19 protein-coding genes are annotated in these 22,328 nt (G+C 69.4%); 6 read left to right on the top strand and 13 right to left on the bottom strand.

Annotated features, from left to right (window positions below):
- Nucleotide 1: 1 nt before the first annotated feature.
- The 10 genes from ACQ66R_RS06850 to ACQ66R_RS06805 all read right to left on the bottom strand — a co-directional run bounded on the left by ACQ66R_RS06850 (nucleotide 2) and on the right by ACQ66R_RS06805 (nucleotide 8,512).
- Nucleotides 2–199, bottom strand: a complete 198-nt coding sequence (locus ACQ66R_RS06850; RefSeq protein ID WP_430420419.1) for a hypothetical protein — start codon at nucleotides 197–199, stop codon at nucleotides 2–4.
- 65 nt (nucleotides 200–264) lie between these two features.
- Nucleotides 265–1,200, bottom strand: a complete 936-nt coding sequence (locus ACQ66R_RS06845) for a LysR family transcriptional regulator (RefSeq protein WP_430420417.1) — start codon at nucleotides 1,198–1,200, stop codon at nucleotides 265–267.
- 120 nt (nucleotides 1,201–1,320) lie between these two features.
- The gene (locus tag ACQ66R_RS06840; RefSeq protein ID WP_430420415.1) at nucleotides 1,321–2,643 is read right to left on the bottom strand and encodes an NAD(P)/FAD-dependent oxidoreductase; all 1,323 of its coding nucleotides are present in this window, start codon (nucleotides 2,641–2,643) and stop codon (nucleotides 1,321–1,323) included.
- Between the two features lie 2 nt (nucleotides 2,644–2,645).
- Nucleotides 2,646–3,470: a 3-hydroxybutyrate dehydrogenase gene (locus ACQ66R_RS06835; protein WP_430420414.1), complete on the bottom strand. Its 825-nt coding sequence runs from the start codon at nucleotides 3,468–3,470 to the stop codon at nucleotides 2,646–2,648.
- A gap of 72 nt (nucleotides 3,471–3,542) precedes the next feature.
- Complete coding sequence (locus ACQ66R_RS06830) at nucleotides 3,543–4,469, bottom strand: MBL fold metallo-hydrolase (protein WP_430420412.1); 927 nt, start codon at nucleotides 4,467–4,469, stop codon at nucleotides 3,543–3,545.
- A complete protein-coding gene (locus ACQ66R_RS06825; protein WP_430420410.1) occupies nucleotides 4,466–5,386 on the bottom strand; it encodes a hypothetical protein in 921 nt (306 codons plus the stop codon). The genes ACQ66R_RS06830 and ACQ66R_RS06825 overlap by 4 nt, the downstream gene beginning before the upstream one ends.
- Nucleotides 5,383–5,892 (bottom strand): hypothetical protein, encoded by a 510-nt coding sequence (locus ACQ66R_RS06820; RefSeq protein ID WP_430420408.1) that lies wholly within the window; start codon nucleotides 5,890–5,892, stop codon nucleotides 5,383–5,385. The genes ACQ66R_RS06825 and ACQ66R_RS06820 overlap by 4 nt, the downstream gene beginning before the upstream one ends.
- Nucleotides 5,889–6,362 (bottom strand): YHS domain-containing (seleno)protein, encoded by a 474-nt coding sequence (locus ACQ66R_RS06815; RefSeq protein ID WP_430420406.1) that lies wholly within the window; start codon nucleotides 6,360–6,362, stop codon nucleotides 5,889–5,891. Before ACQ66R_RS06815 ends, ACQ66R_RS06820 begins: the two co-directional genes overlap by 4 nt.
- A gap of 97 nt (nucleotides 6,363–6,459) precedes the next feature.
- Nucleotides 6,460–7,761 carry an APC family permease gene (locus tag ACQ66R_RS06810; protein ID WP_430420404.1) on the bottom strand — a complete coding sequence of 434 codons (1,302 nt, stop codon included), beginning with the start codon at nucleotides 7,759–7,761 and terminating at the stop codon, nucleotides 6,460–6,462.
- 58 nt (nucleotides 7,762–7,819) lie between these two features.
- On the bottom strand, nucleotides 7,820–8,512 hold the full coding sequence (locus tag ACQ66R_RS06805) for a TetR/AcrR family transcriptional regulator (protein WP_430420402.1): 693 nt from the start codon (nucleotides 8,510–8,512) through the stop codon (nucleotides 7,820–7,822).
- Between the two features lie 180 nt (nucleotides 8,513–8,692).
- Between ACQ66R_RS06805 and ACQ66R_RS06800 the strand changes: the two genes are divergently transcribed.
- From ACQ66R_RS06800 to ACQ66R_RS06775, 6 genes are read left to right on the top strand one after another with little or no spacing between them, the layout of a single operon-like run.
- The gene (locus ACQ66R_RS06800; protein ID WP_430420400.1) at nucleotides 8,693–11,017 is read left to right on the top strand and encodes a TonB-dependent receptor; all 2,325 of its coding nucleotides are present in this window, start codon (nucleotides 8,693–8,695) and stop codon (nucleotides 11,015–11,017) included.
- A 25-nt stretch (nucleotides 11,018–11,042) separates the two neighbouring features.
- On the top strand, nucleotides 11,043–12,302 hold the full coding sequence (locus ACQ66R_RS06795; protein ID WP_430420398.1) for a pyridoxal phosphate-dependent decarboxylase family protein: 1,260 nt from the start codon (nucleotides 11,043–11,045) through the stop codon (nucleotides 12,300–12,302).
- Nucleotides 12,303–12,316: 14 nt separating this feature from the next.
- Nucleotides 12,317–13,645, top strand: a complete 1,329-nt coding sequence (locus ACQ66R_RS06790) for an aspartate aminotransferase family protein (protein ID WP_430420396.1) — start codon at nucleotides 12,317–12,319, stop codon at nucleotides 13,643–13,645.
- 44 nt (nucleotides 13,646–13,689) lie between these two features.
- Nucleotides 13,690–15,216, top strand: a complete 1,527-nt coding sequence (locus ACQ66R_RS06785; RefSeq protein ID WP_430420395.1) for an arylsulfatase — start codon at nucleotides 13,690–13,692, stop codon at nucleotides 15,214–15,216.
- Nucleotides 15,213–17,126 (top strand): DUF3604 domain-containing protein, encoded by a 1,914-nt coding sequence (locus tag ACQ66R_RS06780; RefSeq protein WP_430420393.1) that lies wholly within the window; start codon nucleotides 15,213–15,215, stop codon nucleotides 17,124–17,126. The genes ACQ66R_RS06785 and ACQ66R_RS06780 overlap by 4 nt, the downstream gene beginning before the upstream one ends.
- A gap of 1 nt (nucleotide 17,127) precedes the next feature.
- Nucleotides 17,128–18,531 carry a sulfatase family protein gene (locus ACQ66R_RS06775; RefSeq protein WP_430420391.1) on the top strand — a complete coding sequence of 468 codons (1,404 nt, stop codon included), beginning with the start codon at nucleotides 17,128–17,130 and terminating at the stop codon, nucleotides 18,529–18,531.
- 3 nt (nucleotides 18,532–18,534) lie between these two features.
- Here ACQ66R_RS06775 and ACQ66R_RS06770 read toward each other — a convergent pair whose 3' ends face one another.
- From ACQ66R_RS06770 to ACQ66R_RS06760, 3 genes are read right to left on the bottom strand one after another with little or no spacing between them, the layout of a single operon-like run.
- Complete coding sequence (locus tag ACQ66R_RS06770; protein WP_430420389.1) at nucleotides 18,535–19,542, bottom strand: HupE/UreJ family protein; 1,008 nt, start codon at nucleotides 19,540–19,542, stop codon at nucleotides 18,535–18,537.
- Complete coding sequence (locus tag ACQ66R_RS06765; protein ID WP_430420387.1) at nucleotides 19,539–20,378, bottom strand: peptidyl-prolyl cis-trans isomerase; 840 nt, start codon at nucleotides 20,376–20,378, stop codon at nucleotides 19,539–19,541. The genes ACQ66R_RS06770 and ACQ66R_RS06765 overlap by 4 nt, the downstream gene beginning before the upstream one ends.
- A complete protein-coding gene (locus ACQ66R_RS06760; RefSeq protein ID WP_430420385.1) occupies nucleotides 20,375–22,318 on the bottom strand; it encodes a DUF3604 domain-containing protein in 1,944 nt (647 codons plus the stop codon). The genes ACQ66R_RS06765 and ACQ66R_RS06760 overlap by 4 nt, the downstream gene beginning before the upstream one ends.
- Nucleotides 22,319–22,328 lie beyond the last annotated feature (10 nt).

Genomic DNA, 22,328 nt, shown 5'->3' with positions numbered 1-22,328 from the left:
GCTACGCGCGGGCCGCCGCGGACTCGTCGTCCTGATTGTCGTTCCGGAAGAGATAGGGGTCGTCCTGCGCGTCCATGGCCAGGTTGTGCCAGTGCATGGCCTGGTCGATCAGCTCGCCGCGCTGCTTCATATTGTCGGTGGCGCTGGCCTGACGCAGCAGCGCCTCGGCCCTGGCCCTATAGTCATGTTCGTCGGCCATGAAGCCCTCGTTCGATCTCGAACGCCTAACATCCTCCCGACGCGATCGTTCCCGGCGCGGCAGGACTATCCGGTCGGCGCCAGGTCGCAGTCCTGGGGATCCCGCGGCATCGGGTCCAGCGTGCCGGTCGGCCATTTGAAGGCCCGGGCCTGCTGAACGAACGCGCCGACGGCGGGGGAATGCGGCCGCCCGCGAACGCTCACCAGCATGATGGTGCGCACGAACTCAGGGTCGATCAGGCGGCGGGTCACGAGGCCGGGGTCGGTGACCGACAGTTCCGGGAAAAACCCGAAGCCAAGCCCTGCCTTGATCATGCCCTGAACCCAGTCGTCGCGTTCCGACGAGAACACCTTCTTCCATTGCACCCCGTGTGCGCGCAGCTGGCGGCGGGCATGGTCGAAGATCTCGCAGTTGGCCCGGCTGACGTAGGGCTGCTCATGGGTATCCGCGCATCGGACCACGTTGTGGGCGGCCAGCGGATGATTGGGCGGAAGGGCGATGACAAACCGCTCCTCGAACAGCGACAGCCCGTGGAATCGCACATCCAGCGGCTCGGGCAGGCCGAAGAGGGCGAGGTTGAGGTCGCCCTTGGACAGCATGTCCATCAGCTCGACCGACCCTTCCTCGACGACCTCCAGGTCGACATTGGGATGGGCGACCCGGAACTTCACGATCAGGTCCGAGATCAGCGCCGGACCGATCGTGCACATCACGCCGATCCGCAGGGTGACGTTGTCCAGCTTCTTGATCGCCTTGGCCTGCTGTTTGGCGGCCTCGGTCTGAGCGTGGATCTGCTCCAGATAGGGCAGCATCATGCGGCCCAGCTCGGACAGGTGGGTGTTGGCGCGCTCGCGGTGGAAGAGGGGCCCGCCCAGCTCGTGCTCGAGCTGCTGGATGGCGCGGGTCAGGGCCGGCTGGCTGACGTTCGACTGCTCGGCGGCGCGCGTGAAGTTGAGCGTCCTCGCGAGGGCGAGGAAATAGCGGACCTGCTGCATTTCCATGGCGGACGTCCCTCAAAGGCCTGCCCGTCGGCCAGGCCGTGTCCTTCTAGAATTGGATCGTGACGGGCCGTCGGAACCGAACACACTGTCGGCTGTCACGCTCCTGCCAGGCTGCAGGCGCTAAGAGGCGATACGCACCTCGGCCTGCGCTGAAGCTACACGCATCGGCGTTTCGCGCCCACGGGTCACCGCATCGAAGACGAGGCGGGCGCCGCGTTCGAACGTCAGATACGACCAGATCCAGTCCAGCACGACCTGCACGCGATTGCGAAAACCGATCAGGAACCAGACGTGGGCGGCGCACCAGAACACCCAGGCCGGAAAGCCCGTGAGCTTGATCGCGCCCAGGTCGGCGACGGCCGCCTGCCGACCGATCGTGGCCAGGCTGCCCAGGTTGGAATAGCGGAACGGCGGCGGCGTGGGGCGTCCTGTCAGCCGCGCGGCGATCACCCCGGCCACATAGGCGCCGGCCTGCTTGGCGGCGGGCGCCACGCCCGGCACCGCCTTTTCGCCGTCGCGGATGTGCGCGCTGTCGCCGATCACGAACACCTCGGGGTGGCGGGGCAGCGTGAGGTCGGCCTCGACGAACACGCGGCCCGCCCGGTCCGTCTCTGCGGCGAGCCACTGGCCGGCCGGCGAGGCCTGCACGCCGGCGGCCCAGAAGACGTTGGCCGCGGCGATCCGCTCGCCACCGACCTCGACGCCATTGTCGTCGCAATGGCTGACCGGGGCGCCCAGCCGGACCTCGACGCCCAGCTTCTCGAGGGCGCCGCGGGCATACTCCGACAGGCCCGGGCAGAATGTGGACAGCACGCGCTGGCCGGAGTCGATCAGGACGATCCGCGCCCGCAAGCCGCGGATGCGGCGGAAGTCGCAGGCGAGCGCGCGCCGGGTCAGCTCTGCGATCGCGCCGGCCAGCTCGACCCCGGTCGGCCCGCCGCCCACCACCACGAAGGTCAGCAGCTTGTCCCGGTCGTCGCGGCTCATGTCGAGCTCGGCGGTCTCCAGGGTCAACAGCACGCGCCGGCGAAGCGCCAGCGCGTCCTCCAGCGATTTCAGACCCGGCGCATACCGGGCCCATTCGCTGCGGCCGAAGTAGGCGTGGGTGGCGCCGGTCGCCAGCACCAGCTGGTCGTACGGGATCGTCCGCTCGCCCAGCTCCACCTGCCGGCGGGCCAGGTCGACGCCGGTCACCTCGTCCAGTTCGATGTGAATGTTGGACTGGCGGCGCAGGATCATCCGGATCGGGCTGGCGATCTGGGTCGGCGCGAGGCCGGCGGTGGCCACCTGATAAAGCAGGGGCTGGAAGAGGTGGTGGTTGCGCCGGTCAATCAGGGTGACGTCGGCCCCGGTCTTCGCCAGGGCCGAGGCGGCGGCCAGGCCGCCGAAGCCGGCGCCCACGATCACCACGCGGTTTGCGCCGTTCCCTGCGGTCATGGTCATGGCTAGTGGGCCGTCCAGCCGCCGTCGACGCTGAGCGTCGTGCCGGTGATGGAGGCGCCGTTGTCGCTGCAGAGGAACGCCGCCAGGCCGCCGATCTCCTCCACGGTGGCGAACTTGCGGTTTGGCTGGGCGGTCAGCAGCACGTCGGTGATGACCTGCTCCTGGGTCATCCGGTGGGCGCGCGCCTGATCGGCGATCTGCTTCTCGACCAGCGGCGTCCAGACGTAGCCGGGGCAGATGGCGTTGCACGTGACGCCCGTGCGCGCCGCCTCCAGCGCCACCGTCTTTGTCAGCCCGACCACCCCGTGCTTCGCCGCCACATAGGCTGACTTGTAGGGTGAGGCGACCAGGCCGTGGGCCGAGGCGATGTTGATGATCCGGCCGTAGCCGCGCTCGACCATTTCGGGCAGCGCCGCCTTGATGGCGTGGAACGCTGACGACAGGTTCACGGCCAGGATCGCGTCCCATTTGGCGGTCGGGAACTCCGACACGGGGGCCACGTGCTGGATGCCGGCGTTGTTCACCAGGATGTCGATCGGGCCCAGAACGTCGCGCGCGAAAGCGACCATGTCCTGGATCTTGCGGGGATCCGAAAGATCGGCCGGCGAGTAGATCACCTCGACCCCGTGCAAGGACGCCAGGGTCTCGCGCGTCTGTTCGATTTCGTTCGGATCGCCGAAGCCGTTCAGCACGATACTGGCGCCCTGGCCGGCCAGCACCTCGGCGATGCCAAGGCCGATGCCGCTGGTGGAGCCGGTCACGATGGCGACGCGGTTCTGCAGGGGGCGGAGCGCGGTGGCGGCGCTCTGGAGCGCGGTCATGGTCATGGAAGGTGGTCCTTGTTCGGATCCAGGATCGTGGAAGAGGATGCCGGACTGAAATGCCCGCAGCGCATGATCTCAGGCGGCGTGACGCATGAAGGTCGGCCGCCAGACCCCGGCGATGCCGACGTCACCGGCAACGTCCACGATGCCGCGTCGATACAGGTCGAGCAGATGGGCCAGAACCGAGTGGCAGGCGGCGGGGTGCAGTCGCTTGTCATGATCGGCGTAGAGCCGGCTTACTAGCTGTCGGACCGTCGCCGCCCCATCCGTCTCCAGCGCTGTCAGGATCTGCTTTTCGCGGTGGCGGCGGTGGACGATGTAGGCGGCCAGGAAGCTGTCCACGCGGCGGATCGGGGGGCCGTGGGCGGGGAACAGCGCGTCATAGCCACGGGCGCGGATGCGCTCGAGGCTGCGCATGTACAGCCCCATGTCGCCGTCCGGCGGGCTGACCACGCTGGTGGACCAGCCCATGACGCAGTCGCCGGGAAAGAGCGCGTTCTCTTCCAGGAGGGCAAAGGCGTAGTGGTTCGACGTGTGGCCGGGCGTCGCCACCGCCTCGATCGTCCAGCCCGGACCGTGGAACATCTGTCCGTCGGTCAGGGCGATGTCCGGTCGGAAGGTCAGATCGTCGCCCGCCTCCAGCCGGTCGTCGCCGCCCGACGGCCGGCAACGTGTCCCGCCGGCATAGATCACCGCGCCCGTGGCGTCGGCGAGCGGCCGCGAGGCCGGCGAGTGATCCAGGTGGCTGTGGGTGACGAAGATGTGGGTGATCGTCTCGCCGCGCGTGGCCTTCAGGATCGCCTCGATCTGGCGCGGATCGTCCGGGCCGGGATCGACGACCGCCACCTCGCCCTGCCCCACGATGTGGGCGCCGGTTCCGGTGAAGGTGAAGGGGCCGGGGTTCTCGGCCACGACGCGGCGGATCAGCGGGCTCACCGGCTCGCAACGGCCGTAGTCGAACGCGAACTCACGCACATACGGGATGCCGACCGGCGGGGTCATGGCGCCTGCTCCGTGATGAGGACCCTGAGCGCACGGCCCATGCGGTCCACGGCCTTGAGCTTGGCGGGGAAGGGGAGCGCGATGGGCGGTCCCATGTCGGTCTTGTTGACGTCGACCACGTACAGACGGCCGGTGGGGCGATCGCGCAGGATGTCGAGGCCGCCCCAATCCAGGCCCATGGCCCGGCAGAACACGCCCAGCCGCGCGATCTCGTCCTCGGAGAAGACCTCGCGCGGTTCGACCATGGCCACGGCGGCGTTGTGATTGGCGAAGCGATCCTCGACCGGGCGCCGCTTGATGAACACCACTACCGGCTTGCCGCCCACGAACGGCGTCCGGAGATCCACCGCCATGCCGTCCTCGACGTTGTCGACCAAGCGCTGGTAGGTGCGGCCTGGGCGCTTCCGGGTCGGCAGCCACACCAGGCGGCCGTCATGGACGCCGTTGGCTTCGCCCTTTTCGACCGCCAATCCGACGCCCTGCTCGGGGTCCAGCGTCAGCGGGTAGCCGAAGCAGGCCTCGAACACCTCGGCCACGCGGCTCTTGGAGATGTCGGTGCAGGCGTAGTTGAAGGCGTGCTGATGCGGCGGCGCGGCGGGATGGCCGTGTGTGGCGTCGTCGAAGAAGAAGCTGGCCTGCGCCTCGTCGGGCGACCTGGCGATCCGCACTCCGTTCCAGGCCGCGGCGGCCCAGATCAGGTACCAGGGCCGCGGCCTGTCGGGCGCGAACCACACCGCGGGGCCCCGGGGCAGCAGGCGGTTCAGCGCCGTCTTGGCCCGGATCGCCAGGTAGAGGCTGAACCAGTTGGCCGCCTCGGACGCCAGCGCTTTGTCCAGCGGGATGACGGCGCCGGTCTTCTTCACGCGCACCGTCCGGCCGCGCACCGAGAAGTCGGAGGTCCACAGCGTGTCGCTCATGCCCGCACCGACGCCGGCTTGAGGGGCGCGAAGATCGCCAGCACCCGGCTCACCAGCACCCCGAACTCCCGACGCCGGAAGATGGTGAGCAGCAGGAACGCGGCCGCGAGATTGATGCAGGCGGCGACGAACAGGCCGCCGCCGTCGTTGTTGGGATCCACGCCCAGCGGCGTGAACAGGTGGAAGCTGACCGCGCCCGACATCACCAGGAAGCCCGCCAGCGCGCCGCCGGCCTGCAGGTGGCGGAAGCGGGGCAGGATCCCGAGGACCAGCAGGCTCGCGGCCAAGAGCTCGATCGACCCGATCACGTATTGCGAGAACAGACCGGTCGCGGCGAAGAGCCCCGGCGCGCCCAGCTCGCTGGCCCACCCGTCGAGGCGGCCGAAGATCACCTGGGTCTTCGGATGGTTGGTGAACTTGAAGCGCAGGCTGTCCAGGAAGACGGCCGACATGAAGAGGGCCAGCCCGTGCGGGACCAGGCTGATGATGCGGTCGCGGACGCTCATTTGAGCACCTGCGGCCAGTTGCGGTCGCCCTTGGCGATGTTCCCGGGGATGTCCTTGGCCCAGCGCTTCTGAACGTTCTGGTCGTAGTTCAGGTAGAGCTTGCCGCCCACGATCTTCCAGGCCAGCGGATCACCCTTGGCGGTGTATCCGCCGGCCACGGCCCAGGCGCAGTAGCCGCCATACTGCGGCAGGTAGGCGCTAGGGTTGGCGCGGAAGCGGGCCAGGTTCTCCGCACTGGCGAAGCGGTACTCCACGCTCTTCAGGTTGGTGGCGTAGCGGGCGTCGCCCTTGATGGGCCCGCCGCCGGCGAAGTAGCTGACCGGGTCATAGCCCGACAGGGCGACCTTGGTGAACGGCGGCAGGTAGATCTCGGGCGCGGCGATGGCCAGCGCCGGTGTCGCCGCGACGCCGCCGAGGGCGAGGAACATCGCAGCGGCGAGGGCCGACAGGTTTCGTTTTGGTCGTTGCAATGGGCGTCCTCCCTGCGCCGTCGCCGCTGCGACGGGACCGGACATCGGTCGACGAGAGAGGTACCGGGCGCGCCGCGCGGGCGCTCATGCCGAAAGGTTATGGAGTGCGGGCGGACGCCGCCCTTCGGACGACGAAGAGCACGAGGCCGGCGGCAAGGCCGAGGACGATGGCGACCGCCTGTAACGCCGTCATTTGCAGGAGGATGATTCCGCATCCCAGCATGACGACGGCCAGCACCAGGGGGGCAGCCGGCATGCGGTAGCTGGCGCGTGGCGCGGTTCCATCCCGATCGGCCTGGCGCAGCCGCATCGCGGCCAGCGCGACGCCCATGTAGACCAGCACGCGGGTGCCGACGGCGAGGACGACCAGGCTCTGAAACGTCCCGGTCAGGGCCAGCGCCAGCACCAGGATGGAACTGAGCGCGATCGCCACCACGGGCGTGCCGAAGCGCGCGGATCGGCGGCCGAACCACGCCGAGATGTCGCCCTGGTCGGACAGGCTCTGCAGCAGTCGTGAGTTGGCCAGAAGCGCGCCGGCGTTGCTGCCGACCACGGCCAGCATGGCGGTGGCGGCCATCACCCACCAGCCGGTTGGCCCAAGCACCGTGCGGGCGGCGTCGGCGAGCGCCAGCGTGCTGTTCGCAAGATCCGGGACGAGGCCGATCGCCATGGTGTTGGCGCCGACCAGGAGCACGACGCCGGCCGCCAGCGACGTGACGAGGGCGCGGGGAACATCGCGCTGCGGATCGCGCGCCTCGCCCGCGGGGATCGCGAGGTTCTCGAAGCCCGCGTACGAGAACATGCCCATCGCCGCGGCCGCCACCGCCGCCTGCCAGCTGAGCGCCGCCGACGGCTTGAGGGCCGCGACGTCGAGATGGGGGATGGCCAGGCCGATCAGGACGACGACGGGCGTGATCTTCACGATCGCCAGCGTGGTCAGCAGGCCCGCGTTGGTGCGGCCCCCCATGATCGAGAACGCCGCGACCAGGATCGTCAGTGCGATCACGACCGCAGCCGTCGCCGCGAGGTCGAACTGACGGCCGGTGGTGACTTCCAGCAGCAGGATCAGGGCGGCGAACATGGAGGCCGTCGAGATCACCCGTGACAGGTAGAGCACCCATCCGATCTCGAACCCGACCAGCGGCCCAAAGGCGCTGCGCACGTAGAGATAGGCCCCGCCGTTCTCGCGGAACCGGCTGCCGACCTCGGCGAAGCACAGGGCGATCGCGAACATCAGGACGCCCATGACGAGCAGGACGATGGGGGCCCATGCTCCGGCGGTCGCGAAGTACTGCGCAGGCAGGAGATAGAAGCCGGCGCCGATAATGCTGTTGACGCCGACCGCGGCGAGGGTGGCGAGGCCCATGGCCCGAGGCGTCGGCGACGCAGCTTGCGACATGGAGGGTCCCGTCCAGCCTGGGGGCAGGCCGGCAGGCTAGACTTGAAACCAAGTCGTATCAATTACTGTCGGAACTGGCCTCGCCTGGCAGGCGGTACTTCAGGTCGACGGTCCCCAGCTGGAAGGCCTCGCGCGTGGCGAGGTGGAACTCGCGCTGGATGCGGGCCGACCACAGGAAGCGGGCCTCGTCATCCAGCCCGTCGCTGCCCTCGATCCAGCGGATGATCATGTCGATGAACTGGCCGACGTTCAGCCTTGAGGCGTAGTCGGCGCGGGCCTCGGCGCCGGGCGGGGCGTCGGGGCCCGCCCTGAACCAGCGTTCGCGCGTATAGGCCGACATCGCGTCCTCGACCGCCTTGCGCCAGTCGAGCCCTTCGACGCCCGCCTGACTGTAGCGGAAGACCAGCAGGAACGGTTCGGGCTGCTCGCGCGCGGCCAGGGCCATGCCACGCATGCGTGCGCCGTATGTGTAGGCCGGCTCGGCCCAGACCTCGTGGATCTTGGCGATGACCTTGTCGCGGATGGCGTCGAGCAGCGCCTGCTTCGAGCGGAAGATCCGATAGATCAGGATCTTGGGAACGCCCGCCGCGTCGGCCACGTCCTGCATCGTGGCGGTGCCGACGCCGCGCTCCAGAAAGACCCGGCAGGCGGCCAGGAGGAAGGCCTCGCGCCGTTCGGCGACGTTCACCCGCGGCTTGGAGCCCCGCCCCGTCAGCGGCCGCGCGCTGGGCGCGGCGTTCGGCTTGGCCACCTCGGTCTCCGCTCTCGAATCCAGGCTGTGATCCAGACGTCAGAACAAGCATGCGCCTGCCGACGGGCACAAATGAAACCAAGTCGTAGCATAGTTTGACAGCCCGGCAATGCGAGCGCATTGTTACCCGATCGGAACAAGTGCTGACGCAAGAGAAGCACCGATCAAAGGGGGGAAGCTATGGGACGTGGCAGCCTTTATGCGTCTGTGGCGCTGGCCGCTCTGTTTGCGCCGGTCGCCGCTCTGGCCCAGGACAGTGTCGGGGTCGAAGAGGTGGTGGTGACCGCGCAGAAGCGGGCCGAAAACGTCCAGGACGTGCCCATCTCCGTGACCGCGTTCAGCGGCGATACCCTTGAGGCGGCCGGCATTCAGGACATCCGCGACCTGCGCCGGATCACGCCCAGCCTCTACCTCGCCACCTCGTCCAACACGAGCAACACGCGCATCATGATGCGCGGCATCGGCACCAGCGGGAACACCGCCGTCGAACCCAGCGTCGCCACCTTCGTCGATGGGGTCTATGTGCCGCGGATCGGCTCGATGCTGGCCGGCCTGAACGACATCGGCTCGGTCGAAGTGCTGCGCGGGCCCCAGGGCACGCTGTTCGGCCGCAACGCGTCGATGGGCGCGGTCCTGATCCGCACCACCGAGCCGGGCGACGCCTACGGCGGCGAGGTCACGGCCACAATCGGCGAGTACGGCGTCCGGCGCGTTTCCGCGACGGGCGATCTGCCGATCACCGACGCCCTGAAGGCCCGCGTCTCTCTCCTGGGCTACGAGGCCGACGGCTTCGGCCGCAACGACCTGACGGGCAAGCGGATGGGCCGCAACGACGGCTTCTCGGCCCGCGCGGCGGTGCAGTGGCAGATCACGCCCGAGATCAAGTGGACACTCCGCGGCGACCACCAGAACCTGAGCGGCGACGGCTACAACACGATCACGGTGGTCTCGCGCACGGTCACGCCGCAGACCCTGGCGAACTGGCAGACGCGGCTGGATCCCGATGGCGCCGGGCCTCTGGCAGGCGTGCTGCCCTACACGTCCGACACCTATTCCCGGCGGGTCCGGCAGTCGACCGAAGGCGACCTGAAAGACTATCAGACCGGCGTCGCCAGCGACCTGACCTGGGACCTGGCCAACGGCTACCAGCTGAAGCTGATCAGCGGCTACCGCGACTGGAAGAACATCCAGTACCAGGCCTCGAACGGGAACATCCCTCTGGAACTGCAGCGGCGCACCACCTTCGCCGACAGCCAGAATCACTCGCAAGAGCTGCAGCTGCTGTCGCCCGACACGCTGCTGGACGGCCGGCTGAATTTCGTGGCGGGCCTGTTCTACTACGAAGAGGCCTATGACATCGGGCAGAACATCGACCTGACCAACGAGTTCTGCGAGATATTCATCCGCAACACCTCGACGGCGGCGCGCCTCACTCAGTGCCGCGCCAACACGAAGGTCGGCGCCTCGTACTACGTCTTCACCCAGGACACCGAGTCGGTGGCGGCCTACGCACAGGGCGCCTTCAAGCTGACCGACCAGCTCTCGGTGACCGGCGGCGTCCGCTACTCGGAAGACGACAAGAGCGCCAAGTACCGCGGCATCACGCGCAACCCCGCCGCGGCGCAGGCCGCCGAAGTCACCGACATGGCGCTGAAGGAAGACAAGGTCACCTATCGCCTGAGCGGCACGTACAAGCCCAACGACGACATCATGGTCTTCGCGAGCTTCGCGACCGGCTTCAAGTCGGGCGGCTTCGACTCGGCGCCGGGTACAACCGCGGCGGTGGGCGCGGCGGCCCGCAGCTTCCTGGCCGAGACGGTCGAGAACTGGGAACTGGGCGTGAAGTCCGAGCTGTTCGAACGGCGGCTGGTGGCCAACGTCACCCTGTTCCGCTCGGACATCGACGACCTGCAGTTCCGCAGCTTCGACGGGCTGCAGTTCCGTACCCGCAACAACGGCAAGGCCCGCCAGCAGGGCGTCGAGTTCGACACCATGGCGCGGCCGATCCCGCCGCTGACCCTGACGCTGGCCGGGACCTACCTCGACTCCGAGTACCTCGACTTCCGGGGCGCGCCGGGCCTGCCGGGCTTCGGCGGCTCGCAGGACCTCACGGGCCAGCGTCTGCCTTACTCGCCGAAATGGCAGGGCGCGGTGTCGGCGCAGTACATCGGCGATATGGCCAATGGCTGGAGTTGGCTCGCCCGGGCGGACCTGTCGTTCAGCACGAAGATCAACCTGGCCTCGTCGGGCGACAACAACCCCGATGCCGACCAGAAGGGCTACCAGGTGCTGGGCGCTCGGATCGCGATCCGCGGTCCCGAGCAGCGCTGGGAGGCCGCGATCTTTGGCCAGAACCTGACCGACGAGACCTTCTGCACCGGCATCTTCAACCAGCCCAACAACGCCGCCTTCGGCCTCAACAATGCGGTGACCGGCGCCACGGCCCTGCGCTGCACGCTGAACGATCCGCGGCAGATGGGCGTGGAGCTCAAGGCGCGGTTCTAGGGGCGGTCGGACAGAGGACGAGACGATGAGCAAGCCCACCCGCGCGGCGTTTCCACCGGGCGGCGTCGCCTGGCCGGGCCTTGAGGCGGAAATGGCCCGGCGCACGGCCGGTGACGCCGACTGGAAGCATGGTCGCACCGCCATCTTCTTCTTCATGGCCAACGAGGAAGCCTACGACATCGGCAAACGCGCGTTCATGGCGCACTTCTCCGAGAACGCCCTGGGCGCAGCGCGGGCCTACCCTGGCATCGCGTCGATGGAGCGCGACGTCATCGACTATGGCCTGGACCTGCTCCACGCGCCGGAGGACGGCCGCGGCGTGTTCACCACCGGCGGCACCGAAAGCATCCTGCTGGGCGTGAAGTCGGCGCGCGACCGCCACCGCGCGGCCGGCCAGGGCCATGCGGGCAAGCCGCTCAACCTCGTGATGCCGGTCAGCGGCCACCCGGCCTTCGACAAGGCGGCGATCCTCATGGACGTCGAGGTCCGGCGCGCGCCGCTGCGGCCCGACCGCCGTGTCGACGTCGAGGCGCTGAGGGCCCTGGTGGACGAGAACACCTTCCTGATCGTCGGCTCGGCGCCCTGCTTCCCGCACGGGGTGATCGATCCGATCGGCGAGATCGCCGCCTTCGCACAGGAGCGCGGCATCTGGATGCACGTGGACGCCTGCGTCGGCGGATGGGTCGCGCCCTTCTTCGAGCGCGTGGGCCGCGGCACGCCGGTCTTCGACTTCCGCCACGAGGGCGTCCGATCCATCTCGGCCGACCTGCACAAGTTCGGCTTCGCGCCAAAGCCGTCGTCCACCGTGTTCTTCCGTGATGCTGCCGACCTGGAGCGCTCGACCTTCCGGTTGGGGGCGTGGCCCAGCGGCATGTACACCACGGCCACCATGTCGGGCTCACGGCCTGCGGGCGCCGTCGCGGGCGCGTGGGCCGTTCTCAACCACCTGGGAACCTCGGGCTACGAGCAGGCGGCGCGCGACATGGCAGCGATGACCGACGCCTACGTCGCGGGCATCCGCGCCATCCCGGGGCTGGAACTCTGGGCGCAGCCGGACGTCACGATCGTCAACTTCGGGTCGAACGCCTTCGACATCTACGCGGTCGCCGAACGCATGCGCTCGCGCGGCTGGGTTCCGGGCCTGACCAGCGTGCCGCGCGGCATGCACACCATGCTCTCGATGCAGCATGCCCCGGTCCGCGAGGCCTGGCTCGCCGACATGGCCGCCAGCGTCGACGAGGTTCGCGCGACCCAGGCCAAGAGCGACCTGGCCGCCACCTACTGACAGGGAGACGCGCGGTGGATTTCGGCCAGACCCTGCCCCCGCTGGAGACCGACTGGTCGACCGAGGGCATCGTCGCGCGTCGCGACCGCTACTACGCCGCCTCGCAGCGCCGGTTCGTCCCGTACAAGACCCCGCTGATCTTCCGGCGCGGGCACATGCAGCACCTGTGGGACGAGAACGACCGCAGGTACACCGATCTGCTGGGCATGAACCTCTGCATCTCGGTGGGCCACGCCCACCCCACGGTCGTGGCGGCGGTGCAGGCGCAGGTCGCCCAGCTCACCCACTGCACCACCATGTTCTACCACCCCACGCCGGCCCACCTGGCGGAGGAGTTGACCCAGACCCTGCCGACGGGCCACGAATGGGTGGTCCACTTCACCAACAGCGGCGCCGAGGCCATCGATCTGGCGCTGCTCATGGCGCGGTCCTACACGGGCGCCATCGACATGCTGTCGCTGCGGACCAGCTACCATGGCGCCACCTTCGGGGCGCAGGCGCTGACCGGCATCGCCGGCTTTCGCCACAACGTGCCGCAGCTGGGCGGCGTCGCCTTCCTGCCCGAGCCGAACGCCTACCGCGGCCTGTTCGGCCAGGAACTGCAGCCCTATCTCGATGAGGTGGAGCGGGCGATCGAGACGTCCACGTCCGGCCGGCTCGCGGGCATGATCCTCGAGACGGTCCAGGGCTATGGCGGCATCATTGAGATGCCCCCGGCCTACATCGCGGGCGCCGCCGAGCGGGTGCGGGCCGCAGGCGGCCTGATGATCATCGACGAGGTCCAGTCCGGTTTCGCGCGCACGGGCGACAACTTCTGGGCCTTCGAGGCCAGCGGCGTCGTTCCCGACATCGTCGTGATGGCCAAGGGCATCGGCAACGGCATCCCGCTGGGCGCGGTCGTGACCCACCGCCGCATCGCCGAGTGCATGGCCGACAAATTCCTGTTCCACACCTATGGCGCCAACCCCGTGGCCTGCGCCGCCGGCCGCGCGGTGCTGCAGGTGATCCGGGAGGAGGGGCTGCAGGCCAACGCCAGAGCCGTGGGCGCGGCGCTGAAGAGCGGCCTCCTCGAGCTCCAGGCGCGCCATCCGATGATCGGCGACGTGCGCGGTCTGGGCCTGATGATGGCGGTGGAGCTGGTCAAGGATCGCAAGACCAAGGCGCCGGCCACGGAGGAGACTGCGGCCATCTTCGAGGAGACGCGGCGCCAGGGGATCGTGGTCTCCAAGTCCGGCCCGCACCGCAGCATCCTGCGCATGGTCCCGCCGCTGTGCCTCTCTATGGATGACGTGCCTGTGGTCCTCGAGGCGTTCGAGCAGAGTTTCGCCGTGGCGCTGGCCTGAAGCCGCCGCCGGTCCGCAACGGGCCGGCCAGTCCGGAGTTTGGAATGTCCGCACGTCGTCCGTCTTCGTCACCGGTCCAGCCGACGCGCCGGGCGCTGCTCGCCGGGTCGGCCAGCCTGCTGGCATCAGTGGACGCCGCAGCTCAGGCCCCACGGCGTGTGGCCGCCCCGCGCGCGCCCAACATCGTCTTCATGATGGTCGACAACTTCGGCTACGGCGATCTGGGCTGCTACGGCGGCGGGGAGCTGCGCGGGGCGCCGACGCCCAGAATCGACGCCCTTGCCGCGGAAGGCGTCCGCCTGACCAACTTCAACGCCGAGCCCGAGTGCACCCCCAGCCGCTCCGCGCTGCTGACCGGCCGCATGCCGATCCGCTCGGGCACCTCGATCGTGGAATCGCGCGGACTCAAGGACGGCATCGCGCCCTGGGAATACACCCTGGCCGAGCTGCTCTCAGACGCCGGCTATGCGACCGCCTGCTACGGCAAGTGGCACCTGGGATCGGCGGACGAGCGGGCGCCCACCCGCCAGGGCTTCGACGAGTGGTTCGGCATCCCGCGCAGCAGCGGCGAGGTGAACTGGCCGATCCAGCCGGGCTTCGATCCCAAGGAGTACACGCCCCAGTCCATGATGGAGGGGCGCAGGGGCGAGCCCAGCCGCCCCCTCGGCGTCTATGACCGCGCCGCCCGAGCGCTGATGGACCGCCAGATCACCGAGCGCGCCGAGGCCTACATCCGCCGTCAGGCCAAGGGCGAGAGGCCGTTCTTCCTGTATGTGCCCTTCACGCTGCCGCACGAGCCACCGCTGACGCACCCCGACTTCGTCAAGCCGGGCCGCTCGAATTACCAGAACGCCCTGGTCGAGATCGACCACAACGCCGGCCGCCTGATCGATGCGGTCGAAAAGGCCGGGATCAGGGACAACACCATCGTCGTCTTCTGCAGCGAGAACGGGCCACAAAGCTTCCAGGGTATCGGCGTCGACTTCGGCGGCCGCGCCGACTCCGGGCCGTTCCGCGGCGAGTTCCCCAGCGGCTGGGAAGGGGCGATCCGCACGCCCTGCGTCATCCGCTGGCCCGGGCGCACGACGCCCGGCCGGGTCAGCAACGGCATGGTCTCGATCCAGGACTTCTACCGAACCTTCGCCGGCGTCGCCGGCGCGGCGGCCCGCGTGCCCACCGACCGGGCGGTCGATTCCATCGACCAGGGCGACTTCCTGTTCGGCGGCAAGGCCACGTCGAACCGCGAGCACCTTATGGTCTTCCACAACAACCGCCTGCTGGCCGTGAAGTGGAAGAACTTCAAGATGCACTTCGCCGTGCGCGAACCGCCGCGCGGCGCCGTCGTGGCGTCGGGCCAGGTGGCGACCACGTCCTATCTCGAGGAGCTGCCGAGCCCCTGGGTGTTCGATCTGGAAAACGACCCGAAGGAACTCTGGAACATCTACACCACCAACATCTGGGTCCGCCGGCCGGTGGCCCGTATCCAGCGCGAGTACGAGGAGAGCGTCATGCGGTTTCCCAATGTGCCGACCGGCGGCGAGGGGCCCGCGCGGGCCGGAGCGGCCTCGTGAGCGGTCGATCGCTCTGGGGACCGTCCGTCATCGCGGCGGCTGTTGCGGGACTGGTGGCGACCGGCGTGGCCGTCGGCGCCTCGACCGACCGCCCGGCCAAGCCGGCGAAGGCCACTGCGGCCGTGCCGCCTGCGGCTCAGGCTGGCCGGCTGCCCGGGTACAGCGCCGACCGCAACGCCTACTTCGGCGACCTGCACGTGCACACCTACCTCTCGAACGACGCCTACATCTCGAACGCCCGCCGCACGCCCGACGACGCCTACCGGTTCGCGCAGGGCGAGACGATCGGGCACCCCTCCGGCTTTTCTGTGCGGCTGCAGGGTGGGCCGCTGGACTTCACCGCGGTCACCGATCACTCGGAATACCTCGCCGTGGTCAGCGCCGCGGCCCGGCCCGGGCATCCGCTAGGCAAGCTGCCGTTCAGCCAGAACCTGATCGCCACCGATCCGGTCCAGGCGCAGAAGGGGTTCGAGGCCTTCACCAGCGCCAAGCGCGAAGGCACGATGCCCAAGGAGTACGACGACCCTACGATCGTCGCGGAAGGCTGGCGCGAGGTGCAGGACGCCGCGGCCCGCCACAACCGGCCCGGTCGCTTTACCACCTTCGTGGGTTACGAGTTCACCGCCTCGCTCGAAGGCAAGAACCTGCATCGCAACGTGATCTTCAAGACCGCGCGCGTGCCCGGCGCGCCGTTCTCGGCCACCAGCGTCTACGATCCCGAACTGCTGTGGCAGGCCATGGACGGCTGGCGGGCCAAGGGCATCGAGGCGCTGGCGATCCCGCACAATTCGAACGGCTCGGACGGCATCATGTTCGACAGCGTGCGCCTCAACGGCCAGCCGATCGACAAGGCCTACGCCGAGCTGCGCATGCGTAACGAGCCGCTGGTCGAGATCACCCAGACGAAGGGCACGTCCGAGACCCATCCGTCGCTGTCGCCCAACGATGAGTGGGCCAACTTCGAGATCTGGGAGCGCTACATCGCGCAGAACAAGATGGTCACCCGGTTCGCGGGGAGTTACGTCCGCCGGGCCCTGCAAGACGGCATCCTGCAGCGCGAGAAGCTGGGCGTGAACCCGTTCAAGCTCGGCTTCGTGGGGGCGACCGACACCCACAACGCCACGCCCGGGTTCGTCGAGGAGGTCGATTACGTCGGCGCGTCCGGCCTGCGCGACGGCGCGCCCGAGCAGCGCGGCTCGGTGCTGCCCAAGGGCGCGGTCGACTGGCCGGCGCGGGGACCGATCCAGTATTCGGCGCGCGGGGGCTCCGGCCTTACCGGCGTCTGGGCGGAAGAGAACAGCCGCGATGCGATCTACGCGGCGCTGCGGCGCAAGGAAACGTTCGCCACGTCGGGTCCGCGGATCAAGGTGCGGTTCTTCGCCAGCTACGACTTCCCGGCCGACCTGATGACCCGGTCCGACACGGTGCGCCAGGCCTATGCCCGCGGCGTGCCGATGGGCGGAGACCTGCTGGCCGCCCGGGGCAAGACACCGCAGTTCCTGGTCTGGGCGGTGCGTGATCCGCGCGCCGGCTACCTCCAGCGGGCCCAGGTGGTGAAGGGCTGGATCGAGAACGGCCAGGCGAAAGAGAAGGTGTTCGATGTGGCCTGCTCGGACGGGCTGCAGGTGGGCCCGAACGGCCGCTGCGCCGACAATGGCGCGGGCGTGAACATGAAGACCTGCGAGCCTGACCGCTTCAAGGGCGACGTGGAGCTGCGCACGGTCTGGAAGGACCCGGAGTTCAAGCCCGACCAGCGGGCCTTCTACTACGTCCGCGTGCTGGAGAACCCGTCCTGCCGCTGGTCGACCTGGGACGCGCTTCGCAACGGCACGCCGCCCAATCCCAAGCTCGCCCCCACCATCATGGAGCGCGCCTGGTCCTCGCCCATCTGGTACGAGCCGGCGGCTTAGGATGCAGCGTCGCAGCTTCCTCGCCCTGCTGCTGGGGTCGGCGATGGCGGCCCCGGCCATGGCGGCCGGCCGCAAGCCGAACGTCATCATCATCCTGGCCGATGACCTGGGCTACGGCGACCTGGGCGTACATGGCGCCCGCGACGTGGCCACGCCCAACATCGACCGGCTGGCGGCCGATGGCGTGCGGATGACCGACTTCTACTCGAACCACCCCAGCTGCGCGCCGGCCCGCGCGGCGCTGCTGTCGGGCCGCTACCAGCACCGCTTCGGCTTCGAGAACAACCCGGGCCCGGCCCAGTACGACTCCGCCGCCGTCGGGCTGCCGCGGGATCATGGCGGCACGCTGCCCGAGCGGCTGAAGGCGCAAGGCTATGCGACCGCCGCTGTCGGCAAGTGGCACATCGGCTTCACGCCCGAAAACCTGCCCACGGCGCGCGGCTTCGACCATTTCTACGGGTTCCTGGGCGGCGCCATGGCCTACACGTCCGAGGCCGCCAGCGGCGCCAAGGAGATGTGGCGCGGCTCGGCGCCCGCACCGATGCCGGCCCACACCACCGAGGCCTTTGCGGACGAGTCGGTCGCTTTCATCCAGGCCAACCGCGACCGGCCGTTCTTCCTGTACGCCGCGTTCAACGCCGTGCATGCGCCGCTGCAGTCGACCAGCCCCTATCTCGGCCGCTTCGCCGGCGAGCCGGATCCCAAGCGCCGCGCCTACCTCGCGATGCTGGCAGCCCTGGACGACGCCGTGGGCCGCATCGTCGGCGCCGTCGATGCCGCCGGGCTGCGCCGCGACACCCTGATCGTGTTCACCAGCGACAACGGCGGTCCCACTTGGCAGACGACCAGCCGCAACGGCCCGCTCAACGGCGTGAAAGGCACGGTGCTGGAGGGCGGCGTCCGCGTGCCGACGATCTTCCGCTGGCCGGGGCGACTGCCGGCGGCGAAGACGTCATCGGCCGTGGGAACGGGCGTCGACATCACCGCCACGGTCCTGGCGGCGGCCGGCGCGCCGCGCACGCCCGACCTGGACGGCGTCGACCTCTCGCCCGCCATGGCGCGCGGGACGTCACCCGAGCGCACGCTGTACTGGCGGCTGGGACCGCAGGGCGCGATCCGGTCGGGCTCGTGGAAGGCGGTCCGCGCCGAGGATCGCTGGTGGTTGTTCGACCTGTCGAACGACATCGGCGAGCGGAACGACCTGGCCGCGTCGCGGCCCGAGGTGCTGGCCCGGCTCAAGGCGGGCTGGCGGCGCTGGTCCGACACCATGCCCAACCCCGCCTGGGGCTCGCTCAACCGCACGGGCCAGGCGCCGGCGGGCGAGGTGAAGGGCCTGATCGACGCCTTCGTCCGGGGCCAGCCCGTCGACCCGCGCAGCCTGCTGTACGGCGGCGGCCCCGAGTAGCCGTCAGATCGCCGCCAGGGTGCGTTCGATCAGCCAGTAGGCCGACAGCGAGCCAATGAGGTAGGCCGGCGCGAGGGCCGCCCAGCGCGGCGTGGTCCAGTGGCGCGCCTGCCATAGCCAGCGTCCCGCCGCCATCAGGCCCAGGACGGCGCCGATGAAGACCAACTGGCCGATCTCGACCCCCACGTTGAACAGCAGCAGAGCCTGGGGCGCGGCGTCCGGCGGCAGGCCGATGTCGGCGAGCACCCCGGCGAAGGCCATGCCGTGCAGCAGGCCGAACACGAACGCGATGAGCCAGGGGCGGCGCTGGGCCAGGCCGCCCGCAGCGCGGCGCGCGGGCATGAGCTCGACCGCCACGAACAGGATGCTCAGCGCCACCAGCGCCTCGATCGCCGCCGACGGGAAAGTGATGTAGCCCAGGGCGGCCAGCGCCAGGGTGATGCTGTGGGCGACCGTGAAGCCGGTGATCGCCTTCACCAGCCGCCAGTTCGGTCCTATCAGCAGAAGCAGGCCCAGAACGAACAGCAGGTGGTCGATTCCGATCAGGATGTGCTCGACACCCAGGACGAGATACGCCGGGACCGCCACCCCGGCCGCGGGCGCCAGGCTGAGGGTGAACTTCGGCTGGGCCGGCTTCAGCACGTGGTCCAGGGTGCGGCCGTCGCGGGTCGTGACGCGGACGATCACGTCGGTCACGCTCTGGGACAGACCCTCCACCTCCAGGACCTGACCCTCCAGCGGCGGGCCGTCGCGAACGCGCCAGACGCGGGTGACGTAGCCCGGCGCCGCCTGTTCGAGGGTCGGCGGCTTCTCCAGCGCGCCGCCGGATAAGTGAGGCACCAGGCGCAGCGCCATGTCGCCGACCACGGGCCGCTTCCAGACCACGTCGTAGGCCTTGGGACCGGTCTCCTGGATCTGCACCAGGGCCGGGCGCACCTCGTGCGCGTAGGCCGGCGCCAGGGCCGCGAACAGGGCGGCCAGCCCAAGCCAGACCGCGGCGAGCGCCTTCATTGGGGCAGGCCCGCGATCTCGACCTTGTAGCGCTTGCGCAGGCTCGCGCGGAACTTGCGGTTCTCCTCCTGCCGACGCTCGGCGAGCCAGGCGGCGCGGACGTCGTCGCGCACATCGGCCAACGGCGGGATCTGCGTGGGTAGGCGGCGCTCGACCCGGATCAGATGCAGGCCGTAGGCCGATGGCGCGGGACCCACCCAGGCGCCGACGGGAGCCTTGTGGACCGCGGCCGCGAATTCGGCGCCGTAATCCCGGGCGATGTCGGCTTCGGCGATGTCGGCATAGGTCAGGGGCAGCAGCGACGGGTCGCTGGCCGCCTCGCCGCCGGCCTGGAGCCGCGACAGAGCGGCGGCGGCGGCCGCCTGCGGCGTCTCGCCCGTGCGATCGCTGCTGAAGTAGACGTGGCGCATCGCGACCCGGCCGGGCGTCGCATAGCGCTCGCGATTGGCGTCGTAGTAGGCCTGCAGCGCCTTCTCGTCAGGCTCGGAAAGGGCGGCCACGTCCTCGCTGGCGAAGGCCATCTTCTGCGCCAGCCGGCGGCGCACGATCATGTCGCCCTTGTCCAGTCCCAGACGGATGGCCTCGCGCGCCAGCAGTTCCTCGTCGACGCGTTCGTGGATCAGCGCCGCGAGTTCCTCGCGGGTCGGCGGCCGCTGGCTCTGCAGCTCCCAATAGGAGGCCAGCTGCTCGATCTCCTGAGAGTCGATCCGCACCACCGGACGCTTCAGATGGTTGGCGAAGGCGATTGCGCCGAAGAGCAGTCCGCCCAGCACCAGGAAGTGGACCAGAGGCTCCCGCAGTACGCGCGAGAGCCCCGAACGCACGGCCTCATTCATGCGGTCGGCTCGTACCAGATGGGCGAGGACCAGGCCCGTTCCATGATGGTGGGGGCGAGCTTGGGATTGGGCGGCGTGCCGTTGCGAAGCGCGTCCCAGGTCGACCAGCGGCAGGACGGGTTCTCCAGCACGCGGACGTAGTAGAAGGCTCGCTGCTTCGGATTGAACTCCGGGTCCTTCCAGACCGTGCGCAGCTCCACGTCGCCCTTGAAGCGGTCAGGCTCGCAGGTCTTCATGTTCACGCCCGCGCCATTGTCGGCGCAGCGGCCGTTCGGGCCCACCTGCAGCCCGTCCGAGCAGGCCACATCGAACACCTTCTCTTTCGCCTGGCCGTTCTCGATCCAGCCCTTCACCACCTGGGCCCGCTGGAGGTAGCCGGCGCGCGGATCACGCACCGCCCAGACCAGGAACTGCGGCGTCTTGCCCTTGGCAGCCAGCAGGTCTCCGCCCATCGGCACGCCGCGGGCATAGGCCTGGCGCACCGTGTCGGACCGGGTCATCAGGTCGGCCGGGAAGTTATAGCTGGCGAAGAACCGCACCTTGATCCGCGGTCCCGACGTCGCGAACGTCTCCTTCCGCCTCAGCGCCGCGTAGATCGCCTCGCGGCTGTTCTCTTCGGCCCACACGCCGGCAAGGCCCGACGCGCCCCAGGCCTGGTAGCGCCCGCCCGCCGCGGCCGCGTCGACGCCGTCCCAGGTGGTCGCGCCGTTCGGCGGCGTCGAGCCGCGCAGGTCCGGCCGCGAATCCGGGCGACCGGTCTTGGAGAAGTAGTTGGGCTCCTCGACGCTGCCGGGCGAGGCGTTGTGCGTATCGGACGAGCTGATGAAGCCGAACTTGAACGGGTTGGATCCCACCTTCTCGCGGAAGATGATGCCGTCCTCCAGGGCCCGACGCACATAGCCGCCCGCGAACTTCGTGATCTTGTTGGCCGAGCCGATATAGCTCTCCATGATCTCGAAATTGGCCCATTCGTCGTTGGGCGACAGCGAGGGATGGGTCTCGGACGTACCCTTGATCTGGCTGATCTCGACGAGCGGCTCGTTGCGCATCCGAAGGTCGGCGTAGGCCTTGTCGACCGGCTGGCCGTTCATCCGGACAGTATCGAACATCAGGCCGTCCGAGCCGTTCGAGTTGTGCGGGATCGCCAGCGCCTCAATGCCCTTGGCCCGCCAACCGTCCATGGTGCGCCACAGGTTCTCCGGGTCGCGCGAGGCGTTGGCTGTATAGGGCAGGCTGGCCACGTTCGCGCCGCGGAAGATGACGTTGCGGTGCAGGTTCCGGCCGTCGGGGGCCGAGGTGTACTCGTAGCCGACGAAGGTCGTGAAGCGGCCGGGCGCGTTGTTGCGGGCGGCGGCGTCCTGGACCTCGCGCCACGCCCGGGAAGCGACGGCCGGGTCGCTGAACTCTGCCGGCAGGCTGTTGTCGCGGAAGCCCGTGACGATGCGGTTGAAGGCTTGTCCGATCTCCTTGGGGTCGGTGGAGAAGAGCCCCTGGGTGATGGGAAGCTTCGACAGCGGGCTGTGCGGGTCGGCCGCCTCGCGGATGGCGCCCATGAACTCGGCATGGTCGGTGACGCCCGCGAAGTCCAGCGGACCGCCCTGCAGCCGGATGTCGAACCCGCCGGCGTGGCCGATGGCGTCGCCACGGGCGAAGCGGTACGCGTCGTCGGGCGTCTTGCGGACGTTGAAGATGTAGGCGTCGAAGGACAGGTACGTGTGGACGTGCAGGTCGCCGAAGTAGGCGTTCCGATCCGGGTTGTGGCCGGGCAGGGGCGCTGCGCTCGCCGCCTTCGGCGCGGCCTTTGCCGTCGATGGCGCCGCAGGCCTGGCCGCCGTCTTCTCCTGCACCGTTTGCGCGCCGATGGCGCCGCCCGCGACGAGGGCGCCCACCACCACCGCGGGCGCCGCGTAGCGCAACGCGGCTCGTCTCTTCGTGATCATCGAAACCCCT

The organism is Phenylobacterium sp. (genome assembly GCF_965284355.1).
Lineage (GTDB): Bacteria > Pseudomonadota > Alphaproteobacteria > Caulobacterales > Caulobacteraceae > Phenylobacterium.
Note: the sequence above shows the minus strand (reverse complement) of the source record. Positions and strands in the feature narration are given on the sequence as shown.